Genomic DNA, 18,246 nt, shown 5'->3' with positions numbered 1-18,246 from the left:
CCGCCCCCGGACGAGGTATCCGCAGAAAACACCCCGGTGCCCGGCCGGTCAATACGACCAAAAGCACCACGCGACGCTGACGTCCAGACCAGCAACAACATCCCGAGTCATGTGATGAAATCGATTGCATCGACCCCTCGGCCATGACCCAACCGCATTCGCCAAGACGAAAGCTCATCATGTGGCACGTTGGTTGGCGGTCAACGAGAACCCACTCGACAGCCGGATTATCGCAGCGATGCGTGCCACCGGCAACAAATCGGCGGCCGAATACCTAGGTAAATCACGGACGCGAACACCTAGGAAAAACACGCCATACCGGCGCCGGCCGGGGTCGATCTAGCATGCGCACACCCGAACTCCTGCCGGGGGTGCCGATGCGCATGCGGTTCCACTGGATCCCGCCCGCCGAGGCCGATCACGTGGAGTTCTGCCGAACGGCCGAGGAGGGCGGCATCGACCAGGTGCTGCTGCCGGCGGCGTTCCACCGGCCCGATCCGGTCGCGCTGGCCCCGCATCTGGCCGCCGCCACCAAGGAGATCGGGTTCATGGTGTGCCCGCGCACCGACATGCAGTCGCCGAACCATCTGGTGCGCCAGGTGAACACGGTGTCGGCGGTGACCGGCGGCCGGGTGAGTGTGCTCGGGGCCTGCCCGTACGACTGCGATTTCCGGGCCCACGACGAGTTCTGGACGGTGTGCGACGCGTTGTGGGGACAGCTGGGCCACGACCGACCCGAGCTCTACTTCAGCGGAAGCCCGGGCTCTGCCTCCGATCTCGCGATACGGCACGGCGACGCGCTGGTGCTGCTCGGCGCCGCGCCCGCGTCGGTGGACGCCTGCGCGCGGCGGGTGCGGGCCGCCGGCCGTGAGATCGGACTGCTGTTCTCCTTGGTATGCCGGCAAACCCGGGCCGAGGCGGTGGACGCCGCGCTCGCGCTGACCGAGATCGCCGGCGAGAACGCCTACGCGGTGCGGGAACGCTTCCGGCTGCTGACCGCCGAGTCGGTGGCCTTCGCCGGCGGCTGGTGCCCGCTGCCCGACGAGAACGCCGACCACTGGCCGCGGCCGTACCTGTGGACCGGCGCAACCCCTTTTCTGGGGCCGCTTTCCGTGGCCCTGGTCGGCACGCCCCGCGAGCTGGCCGCCGCGATCCGGGACTACCGGGACGTCGGCGTCACCCAGTTCGTGTTCCACGGCGACGGGATGACCGTGTTCTGCCAGGAGGTTCTGCCCCGGGTGGTTGACCACAGTGGACAATGAGCAGTACGGCCGGCTGCACGCCAGCTGGTACGACCGGTGGCACGCCGACAAGGACTATCCGGCGGAAGTCGCCCAGCTGCGCCAGATTTTGACGCTGGAGGGCCCGGCGCACCGCCTGCTGGACCTGGGCTGCGGCACCGGGCAGCACCTGGAGCTGCTGGCCGAGGCCGGCCACACGGTGCTCGGCGTGGACCGCTCGCCGGGCATGGCCGAACAGGCCCGGGCCCGGCTGGCCCGCTATCGCGAGCGGGCCGCGATCATCGAGGCCGACCTGCACGACATCGAGCTGGACGCCCCGTTCGACGCGGCGCTGATGATGTTCTCGGTGCTCGGCTACCAGGTGGACAACGGCTCCCTGCTGGCCGCGCTGGCGCTGGTGCACCGCGCGCTGCGGCCGGGCGGGCTGTTCCTGTTCGACGTGCTCGACGCGATCGCGTTGCTGCGCAGGCATTCACGAGACGATGTGGGCATCGTGGACGATCTCGACCACCAGCTGCTGCGGGCCAGCACCTGCAGCCTGCTCGCCGGGGAGCAGGCCGTCGACTGCCGGGTGCGGCTGTGGCTGCTGCGCGGCGGCAGCGTGGTCGAGCACGCGGAGGAGCGCCATCAGGTGCGCTTCTTCCTGCGCCGGGAACTGGAGCTGCTGTTGGCGATCAGCGGCTTCCGGCTCCTCGGCACGGCCGCACTGGCCGGTTCGGCGCGCGGGCCGAGCCGGCTGGTGTGGGCCCGCCGCGGCTGACCCGGGGGCGATTTCGCCCATTTCGCCGGTGCCGCCCGGTTTCCCCGGGTACGGTGACGATCACGCACGAACACGGGGAGTGAAGTTGAAGAGACTTCTTGTCGCAGTCACCGCCACATTTGCCGTCCTGGCCACGGCGCCGGCGGCCAACGCCACCATCGGCCCGCTGCACGTGGTCGCCATGGGCGACTCGTACGCCTCGGGCACCGGCGCCGGCGACTACGAGCCTGGCACCGAGGGAAATTGTTGGCGCAGCGTCAACTCCTACTCGGAGCAGATCGTGGCGCGGGTGCGGGCCCGGGGCACGAGCGTGCAGTTCACCAACGTCTCGTGCAGCGGCGCGGCGACTTCCGATCTGTACAAGGAGTTCCTGGGCGAGGCCTCGCAGCTGGACGCGCTCCAGGTGGACACCAACATCGTGCTGCTGACCATCGGCACCAACGACATCGGCTACGCGGCCTACGGCGGGCTGTGCGTGCAGGCCGACTGCTCGGGCGCGCCGACCCAGGCCGTCGCGGCCAAACTGCCGGACATGGCCAAGAACCTGGCCCAGCTGTTCAAGGACATCCACGCCCGCAGCCCACACGCCCGGATCGTGCTGTCGGCCTACGGCAGCCAGCTCACCGCCGGCGCGAACGCCGACGGCAAGCTGGATCCGATCTGCGACGACGGCGTGTTCAGCCCGCAGGAGCGGACCCAGGGCAACGCCCTGGCCAGCCAGCTGGACAAGACGTTGCGGGACACCACTTCCCAGGCCCGCTACGCCGGCATCGACACCGCGTTCGTCAGCGAGTACACCGCCGACTCGACGCATCTCAACGCCGTGTTCGCCGGGCATTCGCTGTGCCAGGCCGGCACGCCGTTCTACCGCGGCTTCGACGCGCTGGCCCCGGGCCAAGAGGGGCCGGACGCCGTGCTGCACCTGAACAAGGACGGCCACGCCGCGCTGGCCGACCTGGTGCTGAGCCAGGTCTGACCGGGTCACCGGGTGGTGTCGAGCACCACCCGGAACCGGGCCGCCCCGGACATCATGTGCTCGTAGGCCTTCGGGGCCTGCGACAGCGGCAGCACCTCGACCATGGGCCGAATGCCCTGCGCCGCCGCGAAGTTCAGGTTGTCCTCGTTCTCGATGGACGTGCCGGTGAGGCTGCCCTTGACCGTGCGCGTGCCGAACACCAGGTCCAGGCCCTGCACCGACAGCGGGTCCGGCGACGCGCCGACGACCAGCAGCTGGCCGCGCGGGGCGAGACCGGCCACCAGCGGGGACATCGAGGCCACGTTCGACGCCGTGGCCACGATGCCGGCGGCGCCGCCGAGCCGCTTCAGCGCGGCCGCCGGGTCCTCGCTGGTGCTGTCGATGTAGTGGTGCGCGCCGAGCCGCTTGGCCAGCTCCGCCTTGTCCGTGCCCCGGGCGATCGCCGCCACCTGGTAGCCCAGCTTGTTGGCCTGTTGGATGCCCAGGTGCCCGAGGCCGCCGATGCCCTGGATCGCGACCAGCGCGCCGGGCCGGGCGTTGATCTCGCGGATGGCCGTGAAGACGGTGATGCCGGCGCACACCAGCGGCGCCGCCTCCACCGCGCTCAGCCCGTCCGGCACCCGGACCAGGCCGCTGGCCTTGGCGTAGGCCACTTCCGCGTAGCCACCGTCGGTGCTGTACCCGGTCCACGGCTGGTCGGCGCAGTTCACGAAGTCGCCGCGGCGGCAGAAGTCGCACACCCCGCAGTGCCCGCCGAGGAAGCCGACGCCGACGCGGTCGCCGACCTGCCACACCTGGACGCCGTCACCGATGGCGTCGATCACGCCGACCAGCTCGTGGCCCGGCACCACCGGCACGTCGGGGTTCGGCCGCTGACCCTCGGCCGTCACCGCGTCCGAGTGGCAGACGCCGTTGGCCTCCACCCTGATCCGCACCTGCCCCGCCGCCGGGGCCACCAGTTCCCGCTCCACCAACCGGAAATCCCGCACCCCGGTCACCTCGTACGCCCGATACGCGCTCACGGCCAGCTCCTCCTCGGTTGAAAATGACCGGTCGTCTCACCATCGACTATGCACCATCCCGCACCCGTCCGCCAACCGTGACCGCGGTCACGGTTGGCGGCGCGGCGGTCAGTCCAGCGGGGTGACGTCGCGGGCGGCCACGAAGTCCGGCCTTGGCCGCGGCGCCGGCGAGATCACGGAGGACTGCCGGCTCACCCACGCCAGGTCAGAACGCGACGGTGAGGCAGGCCAGTCGGGCGCCGGCCGTGCCGGACTGGCCGGGCTCCATGCTGGTGTGGTTGGCGTGGATGACCACCGCGTTGGCCTGCCCGGCCCGCGGGACCCAGTCCACAGTGGTCTCGGCGTAGGCGACGCCGTTGCGGTCGGTCGTGAAGTCGAGCCACATCTCGTTGCGCGGGTTGGCATACTGCGGATCGACCGAGGGCTGCTTGGGATCCGGCACGTTCTGGTAGTGCGAGCCGGAGGTGTCCGCGGTGGCGCCGCAGGGTTTCATGTGGACGTGCGCCCCGTACGCGTGGTTGGGCAGCAGTCCTCGCACCGTCAGCACCATCGTGGTGGCCTTGGGTTGGGGCCCGTAGGTCCAGCCCCGCATCTGGGCCCACGCGCCGACCGGAACGTGGGTGCTGTCGTAGTCCACGGCCACAGCCCCGGGCGTGTACGCCGCGAACACCCCTTCGCCGCGGATGCTCTTCTCCGGGGCGGCCGACGCGTTGCCCGCCGTCCCCGACATCACCATGGCCATGCCCAGCGCCACCACCGCGATTCGACGTCCCATGTGGTCTTCCTTAACGCACCCCACTTCCGCACGCCAGCATTTTCACCAGGTCGAGTGCCCTGGCCGGTGGGGTTAGATGGCAGCCATGGAGCTGTCCACCGTGCTGGCCGAACGAACCGAGATCGGCGCCTACGCCGACTTCGCCGGCGGCGCGCCCGCCGACCTGCGCGACCGGCTGGGGGTCCGCGAGCTGACCGTCGGCTCGGCCCGGGCCCTGGCCGTCGACGCCGATTCGAGCGGATTCCTCAACCGGGCCGGCGGTTTCGGCGGCGACACGCCCGTCACCCAGGACCGGGTGGCCGCCGTCTGCGACTTCTTCCGCGCCGCCGGGGTCGCCGTCGGCTCGATCATGATCGCCCCGTCCGAGCTGCCCGACTCGTGGCCCGAGATCGCCGCCGAGCTGGCGCTCACCGAGGGCGCTCGCTACGTGAAGCTGGGCTGCGCCGTCGACGACGTCGTCGCCGACGCGCCGACCGACGATTCGGTGCGGGTCGGCCCGGTCGACGCCGCCCAGGCCGTCGACTGGGCCACCACCATGATCACAACCTTCGAGCTGCCCGAAGCCATGATCCCCGTGGCCGCCGACTTCGTCGGCCGGCCGCCGTGGCGCACCTTCGGCGCGTGGTCGGGCGACCGTGTGATCGCCACCGGCAGCCTCTTCGTCAACGGCGAGTACGCCAACATGTTCGGCGGCGCCACCCATCCCGACTTCCGCCGCCTCGGCGCCCAGTCCGCGCTGCTGGTGGCCCGGGCCCGCGCCGCCAAGGCCGCCGGCTGCCGCTACCTCGTGGCCGAGACCGGCGCCGAGTCCCCCGGCGCCCACAACACGTCGCTGCACAACATGCAGCGCCAAGGGTTCCGTCCGCTCTACACCCGGACTTCCTGGGTCTGGCGCGCCGCCTAACCCGCGGCCGCGATGTTCTCCTCCAGGTGCTCGACGCTGCCGGTGCCGGCGATCACGACCGTCACCGGCGAGCGGGCCAGCAGCCACTTGAGCCGCGCCTGGGCGGCGGTCTGCCCCGGCTCGAGGGGTGGGGTGTCGGTCACGCCGTAGCCGTGCGGTCCGAACGCCAGGTAGGGAATCCCGTTCTCCGTGCAGAAATCCAGCGTCGGGGCGTCGTCCTGGGCGCCGTAGCCGAACAGGTTCGACACGCTGGCCACCGGGCCGCGCGCATGCGCCCGGCGGAGCTGATCGAACGTGACGTTGGACAGTCCGATGTGCTCGATCCGGCCCTCAGCCTGTATTTCCAGCATCGTCTCGAAGGCCTGGTCGAACGTGACGCCGTCGACCTCGTCCCCGTCGCCCATCCAGCGCAGGTGGGTGAGCGGGACGGTGTCCAGGCCCAGCACGCTGCGGTCGCGGTCGATGCCGGCCCGGAGCTGCTCGGCGCTGTAGTCCGGCTTGATCCCTTGGCCGACGTGGGTCGTGCTGGCGCCGGTCTTGGTCGCCAGCACGAGATCGGCCGGATAGGGCCGCAGGGCCTCGGCGATGTACTGGTTGACGACACCGCCGCCGTAGAACCACGCCGTGTCGATCACCCGGACACCGAGCTCGACCGACCGCCGCAGCACCGCCGCGGGGTCCTTCGAGCCGGGCAGCCGCATCGCGCCGAAACCCATGCGCGGCACGGTCCGGCCGGCGATGGAGATCGTTCCCGCGGCTGTCGCGTCAGTTGCCATGCTGTGCCGCCACCTTCAGGTGCTCGTCGAAGAAACCGACGATGCGCTCACGGGCGTGCCTCGCGGACTCCTCGTGGTAGCCGACGCCCATCAGCTTGCTCACCACCACGAAGATCCGCGGCGTCTCGCTGGGCTCGTGGTTGTTCAGGAACCCGTGCCCGGCCTCGGGATACTCCCGCACGTCGCGGGCGACGCCGTTGCGGGCCAGTGCCGAGTCCAGCCTGGCCGCCGCCCCGCGGAGCTGGCGGTCCTTGCCGCCGAAGCTGCCCACGATCGGGCAGGCCCCGTCGAGGAAGCTCTCGGCGTCCTTGGGCACGGTGCCGTAGTTGACGCTCGCCGCCTCGAAACCGTGTCCCGGAGCCAACAACAGCGAGAAGGCCCCGCCCATGCAGTAGCCGATCACGCCGATCCGGCCCGTGCAGTCCTCGCGGGCGGCCAGCCACTGCCGGGCCGACTCCACCTCGTCGAACGAACGGCCGCGCCGGCCCCGCAGGTCGCGGAAGATCGACCGCATGCAGGCCACCCGGCCGCCCCAGTGCATGAGGTCGGGCGCCAGGGCCAGGAATCCGGCGCCGGCCAGCCAGTCGGCCTGCGCCTTGACGTCCGAGCTGAACCCGAGCACGTCGTGGATCACCACCACCGCCGGCCACGGCCCCGGCGTGTCCGGCACCGCCAGATAGCCCGGCATGCCGCCGCGGTCGGTCTCGATCGTCACCTCGGCCATCAGCGCCTCCACCCGTTGCGTCAGTCACTGACACTACCACGAAGCGTCAGCCACTGACGTTTCCCCCGGTAGACTGGGTGGATGCCCCGAAGCGGAGAAGACGTGCGCCGACGCCTACAGGAGGCGGCGCTGGTCCTGTTCCGCGCGCACGGCTACGAGGCCGTCACCGCCGCGGAGATCGCCGCCGAGGCCGGCGTCACCGAGCGCACCTTCTTCCGGCACTTCCCGGACAAGCGCGAGGTGCTGTTCGCCGGGCAGGACGGCAACCGCGCGGCGCTGGCCCGCGCCATCGCCGAGGCGCCCGAATCGACCGCACCGCTGGCCGTGCTCGTGCAGGCCTTCCGCGCCATGCAGCCCGTGCTGGCCCTCAACCGCCCCTTCGCGCAGCCCCGCGCCGAGATCATCGCGTCCAATCCCGGCCTGCGCGAACGGGAACTCGCCAAGTTCGCCTCGTTCCAGCAGATCGCCGCCGAGTCATTGGCCGCCCGGGGAATCCCGCCCCGCCAGGCCGTGCTCGCCGCCCAGGTCGGCATGGCCGCCTTCGGCCAGGTCCTGCAACGCTGGATGACCGACCCCGACGCCGACTTCGACGCCCTGCTCACCGAGGCCCTGCACAACCTGCGCGAGCTCGTCCTCCAGTGACGGCGCGGTGACATTGGGGACATGGCGCTGCAATGGTCATAGGTGACCGCTCTCCGGGGCATAGCATCACGTCATGGCGGTCGAGGGGGATCCGGGCCTGAAGCCCGGACTGTGGTTGGTGCGCGTGAAGCTGGACGACATGGCCGGCCTCACCGTCGTGGAGGTCGGGGAGGACAACTCGGTGCGGGCGCTCGGACCCGGCCGCGGCGTCTACCTGTTCCCGACCCGGCGGGGCATGGCGGACTTCCTGGCGTCGGGCGAGTGGCACAGCCTCCAGGGGCGCCTGGACGGCTTCGACGCCGTGACCGCGGATCTGAGGTTCGGGGCGAACTTCGTGCTTCTGCGCGACACGGACGACATGAACGAGGAGATGGCCGCCGCCATATGGATGGTCTGCCTGCTGATCGTGGACGCCTGCGGCATCGCCGAGCCGGCGACGGTCGAGGCGGCGGCGGTGCAGGTGGCCGCGCTGGCGAAGCTGCGCGACGACTTCGAGCAGCCGGCCTACGCGGACGCCGACTACTGGATCTACCAGATCGCGAAGCCGGTGAGGCTGACGCTGCCGTCCGGCGCCGGTGTCACGCTGTGCGTGCCGATCGCGCCCGGGTACCGCGAACCTGAGTCTCAGGCGTTCCTCGGCGACTCCGGCGAGGTGGTGCTGTTCCAGAGCCCGGAGGAGTTGCTGGCCTACATCCGCGCGGACGGCACGGACGAGATGCGGCAGGCCTCGTGGTGGCCGGTGGACCCGCCGAACTGCGAGCCACAGATGTCCGTGGACATCCGGCTGGCCGACCCGCGCGATCAGCTGGCCGACCCGCACGATCCGACCACCTGGGCCTTCGCCTTCCTGCGGGCTCTCGCCGCGACCCTGACCGGCCGGGATGACCTTGCGGACGTCCGCGCCCGGAGCAAGCGCCAACTGCGCAAGGCATCGGAACGGATCGCCGACGTGCTGCGGGAGGTGAACGGCAAGGTCACCTGGCGCTAGACGAGTTGGTCCCGACTGGTCAGTGGTCGTGAGCGGTCAGGGATCGTGTGGCGGACTGGGCAGTAGCCCGACACCACGCGGTTTCGCGCTGTGAAACAGCCGTGGCTCCTGCCGAACGCCGTGGGTAGCGTCCGAAGCCCATCACCAGCCTCATGGCGCGCAGGAGGAAAGCATGGGAAAGCTGTCCCTGGTCAGGTTGAATCCGACGCTGGAGTGCTACGCGGCGGCCAGCACGGACGCGGCGGACGACGCGAGGTTCCTCTACCGGGAGATCTTCGAGCGGCACGAGTACCTGCGGCACGGCATCACGCTGCCGCGCAACGCCTTCGTGGTGGACGCGGGGGCGAACATCGGGCTGTTCTCGCTGTTCGTCAAGACCCAGGCGCCGGATGCCACGGTGCTGGCGGTGGAGCCGATGGCCGACACCCGGGAGGTGCTGACCCGCAACATCGAGCTGCACGAGCTGGCCGACTGCCACGTCTACGGGTGCGCCCTCGGTTCGGTGGCGGAAACGGCCACGTTCCACCACTTCCCGGGACTGCCGGCGAATTCGACGCGTTACCCGGAGGAAAAGCAGTCCCTGCGGGAACTGATGCGGGACGACCGCGGCGCCGAGGTCACCGAGGTCACGATGCGCTCGCACGTCGAGGAGGTGACCGTGCGCCGGCTGTCCGACGTGCTCGCGCACTGGCCGCTGGTCGAGCGGATCGACCTGGTCAAGATCGACGTCGAGGGCGCGGAACTCGAGGTGCTCAACGGCATCGCCGAGACGGACTGGACGCGCATCGCGCAACTGGTGGTCGAGGTGCAGCAGGTCGGAACCCGGCTGGACGACATCGTCGAACTGTTGCGGGCCAAGGGGTACACCACCACGGTCGGCCGACCGTCGATGGTGCCGGCGGCGCTGGACCTGCACCTGGTCTACGCCCACCGCTGAGGTGTGACGACCCGGGCGCCGAACGGGTCGTGCGTGTCCCAGCCCAACTCGTCGCGGCCGCGGAAGAACCGTCCGTTGGTCACCGTGGCGGGTGCGCCGAGCAGGCGCGCCAGGTCCGCGGCCGCGAGGGCGGGCTCGTGTGGCGCGGACGGGGTGCCCATCCCGGTGCGGATCCACCCGGGACAGTAGGAGAACGCGGACAGGTCCACGCCCGGCGGGGTGAAATGGCGTGACACGGCCAAAGCCAGCGAATTGACAGCGAGCTTGGACGACCGGTACGCGAACGACGCCCCGTCGGCATCCTGCAGCCGGCCCATGCCGGACGACACGCACACCAGCCGACCCCGGCCCCGCGCGATCATGTCCGGCACATAACGCTGGGCCATCTGCACCGCCCCGAACAGGTTGACCTCGAACGTGCTACGAAGGTCGTCCAGGCTCAACCCGAACAGGTCGCCGTAGCCGCGGCGCGGATCGTCCAGGTACAGGCCGGCGTTGTTGACCAGCACGTCGATTTCCTTGCCGGCGAACAGATCCGGTGGCAGCGGCGCGCTCAGGTCCACCGACCGGTAGTCGTCCAGCGCGTCGTGCCCCGGCGTGGCTGCCGCGCCCACACCCAGCACCTGATAGCCGGAGTCCTTGAGGGACCGGCAGATGCAGCGGCCGAGCCCGCGCGACACGCCAGTCACCACCGCGGTGAGCGTCATCGACGCTCACCGCAAGACGTGAGCCCGTCCCGGAACTGGGACGTCGACGCCGCGCCCGCGACACCGGATCCTTGTGGTGGAAGGGAAAGGCGGTGCACATGTTCGACCTGCACACCCATCACGACCGGTGCGGCCATGCCGTCGGCAGTCTGCGGCAGATGATCGAGGCGGCGGTCGACGCCGGCCTGGACACCATCGGCGTTTCTGACCACTCCCCGTTCTTCGCCGAGCCGGTCGACCACTTCAAGCCGTGGGTGGCGATGGCCAAGTCGGAGTTCCCGAACTACATCGCCGAGGCGCTCGCGTTGCGGGAGGAGTTCCGCGACCGGATCACCGTGCTGGTGGGTGTGGAGTCCGACTTCTTCGACGAGCACGTGGAGCTGTACCGCCGGATCTTCCGGGACTACCCGCTGGACTACATCATCGGCTCGGTGCACGTGCTCGGCGACACCGACATCTTCGACCCCGCCCGCTGGGAGGGCGCGGACCTGGTGGCGGAGAAGGAGAAGTACTGCGCCGCGGTGGGTCGGTCGGCCCGCTGCGGGGCGTTCGACATCCTCGGCCACGTGGACGCCATCAAGGGCAACCGCCCGGAGATCGCGGACATCGCCACGCCGGCGGTGGACCGGATGCTGCGCGACATCGCGCAGGCCGATGTCGTGATGGAGGTCAACACCTCGGGCGGCACGAAGCCGGTCGGCGGCTGGTACCCGTCGCCGGATGTGTTGGCGCGGGCGGCCTTCTACGGGGTGAAGGTGACCTTCGGCTCGGACGCGCACCGGCCGGACCGGGTCGGCGAGGACTTCGAGGCGGTCCGCCGGCACCTGCGTGATCTCGGCTACCGGCACTGGCACCTGTTCCGCGCGCGCAATCGCGAGCAACGTCCACTGTAGACACACCGACGGACTTCCTTTCGCTTGCCAGGCCAGGTGGCCCCGCTCGATCGCGCGGCGGGTGAGCAAGGCCCTGTCGTGCACGCCGAGCTTGGCCCGGATCCGCTTGAGGTAGGTGTTCACGGCCTGCTCGGTCAGCCCCATGCGCGTGCCGATCTGCCGGTGGGTGAGCCGATCGTTGCGATGACGTCGGGAACGTACCCACCGGCCGCGCAGGCGGGCAACACCTGTTCCATGGTGCGATTCTCTCGATGACGGGCCAATTCCGGCGGTCGTAGTGTCGGTCGAAATCGCCTTTCTCCGCCCGGCGCCCGACAAGAAGTGAGGACGGCATGACCGCCGTACACGCCAGCACCATCCGTGTTCTGCCCGGCAGCACCGCCGATATCGAGGAGCTGCCCTACGAGCTGGTCGAGCGCAAGGGTGTCGGACATCCGGACACCATGTGCGACGCCATCGCCGAGCGGGCGTCCCGACGCTACTCGGAGTACTGCCTCACCGAGTTCGGGCGCGTCGCGCACCACTGGTTCGACAAGGTGATGATCTACGGTGGCGAGGCCGACATCGACTACGGGCGCGGCGAGATGACCAAGCCCTACACGGTGCTGTTCGCCGGCAAGGGCGCGTACCGCTTCGGCGACCGGGAGATCCCGCTGCGGCGGATCCTGTTCGACGCGGCCGCCGAGGTGCTGGCCGAGGTGACCACCGGCTTCGACCCGAAGCGCCACCTGGTGGTGGAGTGCGCGGTCGTGGACCACCAGGGCGCCGGCCGGGGCCACTCCCGCTACCAGCCCAAGGTGCTGGACGACCTGATCGAGATCGGCGACCCGCGGCTGGTCTCCAACGACTGCAACCTGTTGCACGGCTACGCGCCGCTGAGCCGGCTGGAGCGGCTGGTGCTCGGCGTGGAGCAGCACATCAACGGCCCCGAGTTCAAGCGGGTCAACCCGGACACCGGCTGGGACGTCAAGGTGTTCGGCAGCCGCAGCGAGGACCGGTTCAAGCTGATCGTGAACATGCCGTTCCTGGCCTCCCGGATCTACTCGCTGGAGCAGTACTTCGAGCGCAAACGGGAGTGCGAGCAGCAGATCGCCGCGTTCTGCCAGCAGCTGCTGGGCGCGCGGCCGGAGCTGCTGGTCAACCCGACCGACCGCAACGGCAAGCCGTACCTGACCGCGCTGGGCTCGGTCGCCGACACCGGCGACGTGGGCGTGGTCGGCCGGGGCAACCGGATCAACGGCCTGATCACGCCGATGCGCTCGATGAGCATCGAGGCGCCGGCCGGCAAGAACCCGTTGGACCACACCGGCAAGCTGTACGGCGTGCTGGCCCGCGACCTGGCCGCCGAGATCAGCCGGGAGACCGGGCTGGCGGTGGAGACGCACGTGTTCACCTCGAAGGAGGCCCCGCTGGGCGCGCCCGACGAGGTCATCGTGCGGGTGGCCGGCGGCGAGCCCGCGCCTGAGACGCAGGAGCGCATCCACGAGATCGTGGCCCGGTCGCTGGCCGATGTCTCGGGCATCACCAAGGAGTTGGTCAGCACCGGGATCGTGATGTGGTGACCGAGGTCCGCCAGTACGTGGTCGGCTCCCGGTTCGCCCGGACCGGCCTGGTCTGCGTGGCGGAGGTGGCCGAGCAGATCGGCCGCCTCACCGCGCCGTACCTGTCCATCACCCCGGGCGCTGCCGAGCGCGGTGAGTGGCAGGTCGTCGCCGACGGCCAGCCGACGTCGGCCGCGGTGCCAGAATCCGTGACAGCGCAAGGCGAAGTGTCCGTCGACTACGCAGTCGACCACGACGCCAAGATGCTGTTCCACCTCGCACCGCGCGGGCCGGCGTGGGTGACGCAGTCCGTGCTGCGGGCCACTCGCGCGATCCACCGTTCGGCGGCGAGCCGCCAGGGCGCGGTGTTCCTGCACGCCGGCGTGGTGGACCTGGGTGGCATCGGAGTGGCGCTGGTGGGCGGGAGCCGGGCCGGCAAAACCTCGTTCATCATGGCGACCGCGCTGTCCGGAGCGGGCGTGATGGTCTGCAACGACGACGTGAGCCTGCTGGCCGAGCACGACGAAGTCGTCGGCATCGGCTGGCCGCGGTCCATCTCCGTCCGGCTGGACACCTTCGACCTGCTGTTCGGCGCCGGCGCGGCGACCCGGATCCGGGCGTCGCTGTCGCATCCGGCCAACCAGACCCTGTTGAGCCTCAAGGAATCCGGCGCGGAGCCGCACGGCACGGCGCTGCTCTACCCGGAGGAGTACGCCGATCTGCTCGGCACCACGATCGGCCGGTCGGCGCGGGTGGACGCGGTGGTGCATCTCAGCCTGGCCGACGATCCGTCCGAAGTGGACCTCTCCCCCGTCGCGCCGCCGGCCAACGAGGAGTTGCTGGCCGCGCGGATGCTCGCCGAGGCGAACAAGCACCTGAACATCTTCGGGCATGAACCGGCCGCCGGCGCGCCGGACCGCACCCGCGCGGCATTGGCGGCACTGCCGGCCTTCCGGCTCCGATACGATTTCCGGGACGTCCGCCGCCATGTCGACGGGCTCGCGGACTACCTGTCGGCCCGGCTCCGGCCGGCCGCGTCGCTGTCGACCGGATGAGGGATATCGCTGTGCGCACGTGCCGACTGCTGATCACCGGGGCCAGCGGGTCCGGGACCACCACCCTCGGCCGCGAGCTGGCCACGTCGCTGGCGATCCCGCACGCCGACGCCGACGACTACTTCTGGGTGCCGACCTCGCCGCCGTACCTGCGCAAGCGGGACCCGGCGGCCCGACTGGCCCTGATGGGCGAGCTGTTCCTGCCGCGGGACGCCTGGGTGCTGTCCGGTTCGGTGATGGGCTGGGGCGACAGCCTGATCGAGACGTTCGACGGCGTCGTGTTCCTGACCGTCGACCCGGGCGTGCGAATGGGTCGGCTGCACAACCGAGAGGAACTCAGGTACGGCGACACCATCAAAGTGGGCGGGTTCAACGAGCAGGCCCACCAGGAGTTCATGGACTGGGCCCGCGGCTACGACGAGGCCGACTTCACCGGCCGCAGCCTGGTCGAGCACGAGCGGTGGCTGGCCGGGCTGTCCTGCCCGGTGCTGCGGCTGGACAGCGCCACACTGGTGTCTTCGCTGCTCGCCGCCGTCCAGGACTGGCTCCGCTGAGTCATGACCTCCGTGGCCGGCGTTGTGGCCGCCATCTCGCGCGGCGACGCCGAGATGTTCGACGGGCGCGGCGTGAACTCCTCCTACCCCGTCGGCCGGGTCTCGGTGAAGGTCCGTCATCCGGCCACGTCGACGGCGCTCACGGCCACTCGGATCCGGCTCGTCGACGCGGCGCTGTGGTTCGTGCCGCCACCAGGGGCACGTCACGCTGCTGGCGCAGCGGGACGTGCCCCTGGTGGCGTGGTACCTCGGGTGGGTGTCCCGGTTCTGGTCCCGACTGCCCGCGAACCTCGACGTGCTCGCCGAAGCGGACTCAGGGTAGGGACAGCTCGAGGACCATCAACCCCCACAGCAGCCGGGCGTGGTCATGGCCCTTGGCGTGCTCGGCGATCAGCCGCCGCACCGCCGGCCCGGCCAGATAACCCGAGGTCACCAGGCGCGGCCGGGCGAGCACGTCACGGACGAAGTCCCACAGCGGCCCGCCGGCGGCGAGGTACGCGCCGACCGGGAAGGTGAACGGCTGCTTGGCCCTCGACCGCACCGCCGGCGGAATCAGGTCGGCGCCGGCGTCCCAGAGGATCTGCTTGCGGGCCGAGCCGGCGACCTTGAGCGCGTCGTCGGTCTGCCGGGCGAAGCGGGTGACGGCCGGCTGGCAGTAGGGCACCCGACCCTCCACCGAGTTGGCCATGGACAGGTGGTCGAGCTTGCGCAGGTTCAGGCTGGGCAGCTTGTGCAGCCGGTCGAAGTCGAGGATCTGCTCCAGCCGGGACCGCGCCGGCCGGCGCAACACCGCCAACTGCTGCTCACGGCTGCTGCCGCCGGCGTCGACCAAGTCGCGGTACTCCGCGGTGTAGAGCTGCCGGTACTCCTGCTCCGGCACCAGCGACAGCCGGTCGAGGTACCGCCGCGGCCAGTCGTCGCCGGCGGCCAGCGCGGTGCTGTAGCGGCGATAACCGCCGAACTGCTCGTCCGCGCCGTCGCCGATGAAGCACACCCGGAAGCCGCTGGCCGAGATCTCCCGGAACAGCAGGTATGCGCTGAGGGCATGCGGCGTCGCGTTCGGCGCGCCCAGGGCGGTCACCATGGCCGGCACCAGCTCTGGCAGCTCGCGCGTGCGAACCTCCACCACCCGCAGCGGAATGCCGGCGTGCTCGGCGGCGGCACGGGCGTACTCGACCTCGTCGCTGGGGTAGTCGCCCTCGTGGCGGACGTGGAACCCGGTGACGTCGTCCCGGCGTTCGCGCAGCAGCGTGGCGAGAATGGCGGAATCGAGTCCGCCCGACACCTGCACGGCGATCGGCGTCGACGGCAGGGACATCTGCCCCACCTCGTGCCGCAGCAACGCCCGCAGTCGACCAGGCGTGTGCGGATCCGGCGAGTGGACGTCCGCCGCCGGTCCCCGTACGACCACGGTCGTGCCGTCGTAGACCAGCCGCTCGCCGGCCCGAAGCGAGCGAACCCCTTGGTGCAGCGAGCTTCCGGTCGGCATGCACTGCCAGTTGAAGTAGTGGTCCACGGCCAGCGGGTCCACGTCCAGCGGCCGTTTCACCAGCGCCGCCAGGCCGCGCGGCTCGGAGGCAAAGGCCAGGCCGCCATCGGTGACGGCGTAGTAGAGGCTCTTGACCGCCAACGGATCGCACCACAGTTTCAGCCGGCGGCGGTCCATCACGGCGATGGCGTACATGCCCTCCAGCCGGTCGACGAAGCTGTCCCCGTGCAGCTGGTAGTACGGGAGCAGCACCGAGCCGTCGGAGTCGCCGTCCACGGGCACGCCGTGCCGTGCCAGCTCCTGCCGGATCGCCCGGAAGTTGTAGATCTCACCGTTGAACACCAGGTGCACCGAGCCGTCGGCACTGGCGAACGGCTGGGACCCGCTGGTCGGGTCCTGAATGGACAGTCGGTTGCAGCCGAGGCCCCAGTCGTCCCCGACGACGTGGCTCTGGCGGTCCGGACCGCCGGGAAGCTGCGCGTCCCGGGCGGCCTCCAGCAGCGCCACGTCGAACGCGCGGCCCGCGTACCCGTAGATCCGGCACATCAGGCGGACTTGTCGTTCTCGACGGCGGCCAGCACGTCCTTGACGGCCTGCGCGGTCCGACTCCGCCACCACGTCGACCTCCAGGTGGCGGTTGACCTCCCGCGAGCTGAGCTTGAGCTTGTCCTCGCCGTGGCCCTGGTCCCAGTCCGCACGTTGAGCATGCCCGGCGGGTAGAAGGTCTCGTCGAGCAGCGCCGCGGCGCCGGCCGAGGCGGGGACGACCTCGACCGATAGGTCGCGCAGCCGCAGCCGACGCGTCGTGACGCCGTTCGACACGGTGAACTGGTTGATGTCCATCGGTTCTCCTCAGACTGCTAGGTAGCCGCCGTCCACCGGGAGGTCCGCACCGGTGATGAAGCTCGCGTCGGGTGAGAGCAGGAACGCCACCGGTCCCGCCACCTCGGCCGGCTCGGCGAAGCGCTTGAGCAGGAACTTGCCGCCGTTGTCCGGATCAGCCTCGGCGGTCGCCCGGTCCACGCCGAGCACCTCGCGGTGGTAGCGCTCGTTGTTGGCGTTCCACACCGTGCCGGGGCTGACCGAGTTCACGCGGACGCCGCGTGGCGCCAACTCCTGGGCCACGCAGCGGGTGAACCCGAGCACGGCCGCCTTGCTCGTGTTGTACGTCAGGTAGCCGTCCTGCGCGATGTGCGCGGAGATCGAGGCGATGTTGACGACGGCGGCGTCAGCGTCGCGCGCCGGCAGCCCGCCCGCGAACGCCTGCGTGACAAGGGAGAGGCCGACAACGGTCGGCTCAAGGACGGCGTGCCACTGCTCCGGTGTCGCGGCCAGTCCCTCGAAGACGAAGCCGGCGGCGCAGTTGACCAGCAGCGTCGGCGTCGGCCAGTCCGAGGGCACCGAGGCGAACGCGGCGCGCACCGCCGCCGGGTCGATCACGTCGCCTACCGCCAGAGTGACGGCAAACCCCTTGCTGTGCAACAGATCGAGCGTGGCCCGACCGTGCTCGGCGCTCTTGTCGAAGATCAGCACTCGGCAGCCGTCGGCGCACAGCCGCTCGACCACCGCCGCGCCGATGCCTTGGGCGCCGCCGGTCACCACGGCGGTCCGGCCCAGCAGCCCGGTCACGCGTCACCGCCTTCCTTCACGGCCGTCCACCGCCGCAGCAGGTCGACAACCTCGTCCCGACCGAGGTCCTCGGTCGGGCCGTGCGGGGACACCAGGTCCCCCGACTCGTCCACGATGTTGTGATCGGCGGCGAACGCCGCGTTCGGCACGCCTACCTCAGCACGTAGCCGTTGGGACCGGCGGCGACCGTGCTGGCGTCGATGCCGGCGGCGGACAGCGCGCGCCGCTGCGATGGCGACTCGAAGAGACCTGTTCATGGCGTGGCGTCCTCCTGTCGTTGAGGCACGGAGGGCCGCGCGGGAGGGTTCCTCACGTCCGTCATGACGAGAGTCTGCGGCGGCGGCGCCCAGCTGTCCGGCCGGGTCTCGCCCTGCGAACCATAATCTGCCTTGTTCCGCGGGACGAAACCACCGTTGCCGGCGCCGCGCCGCCGTCCGTAGCGTCCGGACGCTACAGGCGCGTTTTCCTTGCGCGCACGGCATTTCCGGTCGAAACGAGGAGTTGTGATGAGCGGACCTGGTCGCAAGGTGCGGGTGGCGATCGTGGGTGTCGGCAACTGCGCGGCGTCCCTGGTGCAGGGGGTGCACTACTACCGGGACGCCGAACCGGGGACCCGGGTGCCCGGCCTGATGCA

At 70.6% G+C, this 18,246-nt stretch carries 20 protein-coding genes and 2 pseudogenes; 12 read left to right on the top strand and 10 right to left on the bottom strand.

Annotation, left to right across the window (positions count from 1 at the left end):
• Nucleotides 1-344 precede the first annotated feature (344 nt).
• From ACIG5F_RS46705 to ACIG5F_RS46695, 3 genes are all read left to right on the top strand, one after another.
• Entirely contained in the window at nucleotides 345-1,262 is a 918-nt protein-coding gene (locus ACIG5F_RS46705; RefSeq protein WP_396526765.1) for an LLM class flavin-dependent oxidoreductase, read from the top strand.
• A complete protein-coding gene (locus ACIG5F_RS46700; protein WP_396526764.1) occupies nucleotides 1,252-2,001 on the top strand; it encodes a class I SAM-dependent methyltransferase in 750 nt (249 codons plus the stop codon). The genes ACIG5F_RS46705 and ACIG5F_RS46700 overlap by 11 nt, the downstream gene beginning before the upstream one ends.
• A gap of 85 nt (nucleotides 2,002-2,086) precedes the next feature.
• Entirely contained in the window at nucleotides 2,087-2,977 is an 891-nt protein-coding gene (locus ACIG5F_RS46695) for an SGNH/GDSL hydrolase family protein (RefSeq protein WP_396526762.1), read from the top strand.
• Between the two features lie 5 nt (nucleotides 2,978-2,982).
• Here ACIG5F_RS46695 and ACIG5F_RS46690 read toward each other — a convergent pair whose 3' ends face one another.
• On the bottom strand, nucleotides 2,983-3,999 hold the full coding sequence (locus tag ACIG5F_RS46690) for an alcohol dehydrogenase catalytic domain-containing protein (RefSeq protein ID WP_396526760.1): 1,017 nt from the start codon (nucleotides 3,997-3,999) through the stop codon (nucleotides 2,983-2,985).
• A 205-nt stretch (nucleotides 4,000-4,204) separates the two neighbouring features.
• Nucleotides 4,205-4,774 (bottom strand): superoxide dismutase family protein, encoded by a 570-nt coding sequence (locus ACIG5F_RS46685; RefSeq protein WP_396526759.1) that lies wholly within the window; start codon nucleotides 4,772-4,774, stop codon nucleotides 4,205-4,207.
• 76 nt (nucleotides 4,775-4,850) lie between these two features.
• Between ACIG5F_RS46685 and ACIG5F_RS46680 the strand changes: the two genes are divergently transcribed.
• On the top strand, nucleotides 4,851-5,678 hold the full coding sequence (locus ACIG5F_RS46680; protein WP_396526757.1) for a GNAT family N-acetyltransferase: 828 nt from the start codon (nucleotides 4,851-4,853) through the stop codon (nucleotides 5,676-5,678).
• Here ACIG5F_RS46680 and ACIG5F_RS46675 read toward each other — a convergent pair.
• Both ACIG5F_RS46675 and ACIG5F_RS46670 read right to left on the bottom strand, forming a co-directional pair.
• Nucleotides 5,675-6,454, bottom strand: coding sequence for an aldo/keto reductase (locus ACIG5F_RS46675; RefSeq protein WP_396526756.1), 780 nt, complete (start codon nucleotides 6,452-6,454; stop codon nucleotides 5,675-5,677). The genes ACIG5F_RS46680 and ACIG5F_RS46675 overlap by 4 nt on opposite strands.
• The gene (locus ACIG5F_RS46670) at nucleotides 6,444-7,178 is read right to left on the bottom strand and encodes a dienelactone hydrolase family protein (protein WP_396526755.1); all 735 of its coding nucleotides are present in this window, start codon (nucleotides 7,176-7,178) and stop codon (nucleotides 6,444-6,446) included. The genes ACIG5F_RS46675 and ACIG5F_RS46670 overlap by 11 nt, the downstream gene beginning before the upstream one ends.
• Before the next feature lie 81 nt (nucleotides 7,179-7,259).
• Here ACIG5F_RS46670 and ACIG5F_RS46665 point away from each other — a divergent pair, with 81 nt between their 5' ends.
• The 3 genes from ACIG5F_RS46665 (at nucleotide 7,260) to ACIG5F_RS46655 (ending at nucleotide 9,745) form a co-directional block, all read left to right on the top strand.
• Nucleotides 7,260-7,820 (top strand): TetR/AcrR family transcriptional regulator, encoded by a 561-nt coding sequence (locus ACIG5F_RS46665; RefSeq protein WP_396526753.1) that lies wholly within the window; start codon nucleotides 7,260-7,262, stop codon nucleotides 7,818-7,820.
• A gap of 73 nt (nucleotides 7,821-7,893) precedes the next feature.
• A complete protein-coding gene (locus ACIG5F_RS46660; protein ID WP_396526751.1) occupies nucleotides 7,894-8,808 on the top strand; it encodes a hypothetical protein in 915 nt (304 codons plus the stop codon).
• A 172-nt stretch (nucleotides 8,809-8,980) separates the two neighbouring features.
• Nucleotides 8,981-9,745 (top strand): FkbM family methyltransferase, encoded by a 765-nt coding sequence (locus ACIG5F_RS46655; RefSeq protein ID WP_396526749.1) that lies wholly within the window; start codon nucleotides 8,981-8,983, stop codon nucleotides 9,743-9,745.
• On the opposite strand, the gene ACIG5F_RS46650 is transcribed toward ACIG5F_RS46655, so the two are convergent.
• Nucleotides 9,730-10,452, bottom strand: coding sequence for an SDR family NAD(P)-dependent oxidoreductase (locus ACIG5F_RS46650; protein WP_396526747.1), 723 nt, complete (start codon nucleotides 10,450-10,452; stop codon nucleotides 9,730-9,732). The two genes, ACIG5F_RS46655 and ACIG5F_RS46650, sit on opposite strands and share 16 nt — an antisense overlap.
• Before the next feature lie 98 nt (nucleotides 10,453-10,550).
• Between ACIG5F_RS46650 and ACIG5F_RS46645 the strand changes: the two genes are divergently transcribed.
• The gene (locus ACIG5F_RS46645) at nucleotides 10,551-11,345 is read left to right on the top strand and encodes a histidinol-phosphatase (protein ID WP_396526826.1); all 795 of its coding nucleotides are present in this window, start codon (nucleotides 10,551-10,553) and stop codon (nucleotides 11,343-11,345) included.
• Between the two features lie 66 nt (nucleotides 11,346-11,411).
• Here the strand turns inward: ACIG5F_RS46645 and ACIG5F_RS46640 are convergent.
• Nucleotides 11,412-11,663, bottom strand: a pseudogene (locus ACIG5F_RS46640) (LuxR C-terminal-related transcriptional regulator); the annotation flags it as partial.
• A gap of 14 nt (nucleotides 11,664-11,677) precedes the next feature.
• On the opposite strand from ACIG5F_RS46640, the gene ACIG5F_RS46635 reads away from it, so the two are divergent.
• The 3 genes from ACIG5F_RS46635 to ACIG5F_RS46625 are packed head-to-tail and all read left to right on the top strand — an operon-like array spanning nucleotide 11,678 to nucleotide 14,495.
• Complete coding sequence (locus ACIG5F_RS46635; protein WP_396526746.1) at nucleotides 11,678-12,907, top strand: methionine adenosyltransferase; 1,230 nt, start codon at nucleotides 11,678-11,680, stop codon at nucleotides 12,905-12,907.
• Nucleotides 12,904-13,941, top strand: coding sequence for a hypothetical protein (locus ACIG5F_RS46630; protein ID WP_396526745.1), 1,038 nt, complete (start codon nucleotides 12,904-12,906; stop codon nucleotides 13,939-13,941). The genes ACIG5F_RS46635 and ACIG5F_RS46630 overlap by 4 nt, the downstream gene beginning before the upstream one ends.
• An 11-nt stretch (nucleotides 13,942-13,952) precedes the next feature.
• On the top strand, nucleotides 13,953-14,495 hold the full coding sequence (locus ACIG5F_RS46625) for a hypothetical protein (RefSeq protein ID WP_396526743.1): 543 nt from the start codon (nucleotides 13,953-13,955) through the stop codon (nucleotides 14,493-14,495).
• Between the two features lie 313 nt (nucleotides 14,496-14,808).
• On the opposite strand, the gene asnB is transcribed toward ACIG5F_RS46625, so the two are convergent.
• From asnB to ACIG5F_RS46605, 4 genes are read right to left on the bottom strand one after another with little or no spacing between them, the layout of a single operon-like run.
• Nucleotides 14,809-16,530 (bottom strand): asparagine synthase (glutamine-hydrolyzing), encoded by a 1,722-nt coding sequence (asnB, locus tag ACIG5F_RS46620; RefSeq protein WP_396526741.1) that lies wholly within the window; start codon nucleotides 16,528-16,530, stop codon nucleotides 14,809-14,811.
• On the bottom strand, nucleotides 16,530-16,826 hold the full coding sequence (locus ACIG5F_RS46615) for a hypothetical protein (RefSeq protein ID WP_396526739.1): 297 nt from the start codon (nucleotides 16,824-16,826) through the stop codon (nucleotides 16,530-16,532). Before ACIG5F_RS46615 ends, asnB begins: the two co-directional genes overlap by 1 nt.
• A 9-nt stretch (nucleotides 16,827-16,835) precedes the next feature.
• Nucleotides 16,836-17,612 carry an SDR family NAD(P)-dependent oxidoreductase gene (locus tag ACIG5F_RS46610; RefSeq protein ID WP_396526738.1) on the bottom strand — a complete coding sequence of 259 codons (777 nt, stop codon included), beginning with the start codon at nucleotides 17,610-17,612 and terminating at the stop codon, nucleotides 16,836-16,838.
• On the bottom strand, nucleotides 17,609-17,761 hold the full coding sequence (locus ACIG5F_RS46605; protein WP_396526736.1) for a hypothetical protein: 153 nt from the start codon (nucleotides 17,759-17,761) through the stop codon (nucleotides 17,609-17,611). The genes ACIG5F_RS46610 and ACIG5F_RS46605 overlap by 4 nt, the downstream gene beginning before the upstream one ends.
• Before the next feature lie 357 nt (nucleotides 17,762-18,118).
• Here ACIG5F_RS46605 and ACIG5F_RS46600 point away from each other — a divergent pair.
• A pseudogene (locus tag ACIG5F_RS46600) lies at nucleotides 18,119-18,246 on the top strand (inositol-3-phosphate synthase); the annotation flags it as partial.

The organism is Kutzneria sp. NPDC052558, assembly GCF_044547355.1.
Taxonomy (GTDB): domain Bacteria; phylum Actinomycetota; class Actinomycetes; order Mycobacteriales; family Pseudonocardiaceae; genus Kutzneria.
Note: the sequence above shows the minus strand (reverse complement) of the source record. Positions and strands in the feature narration are given on the sequence as shown.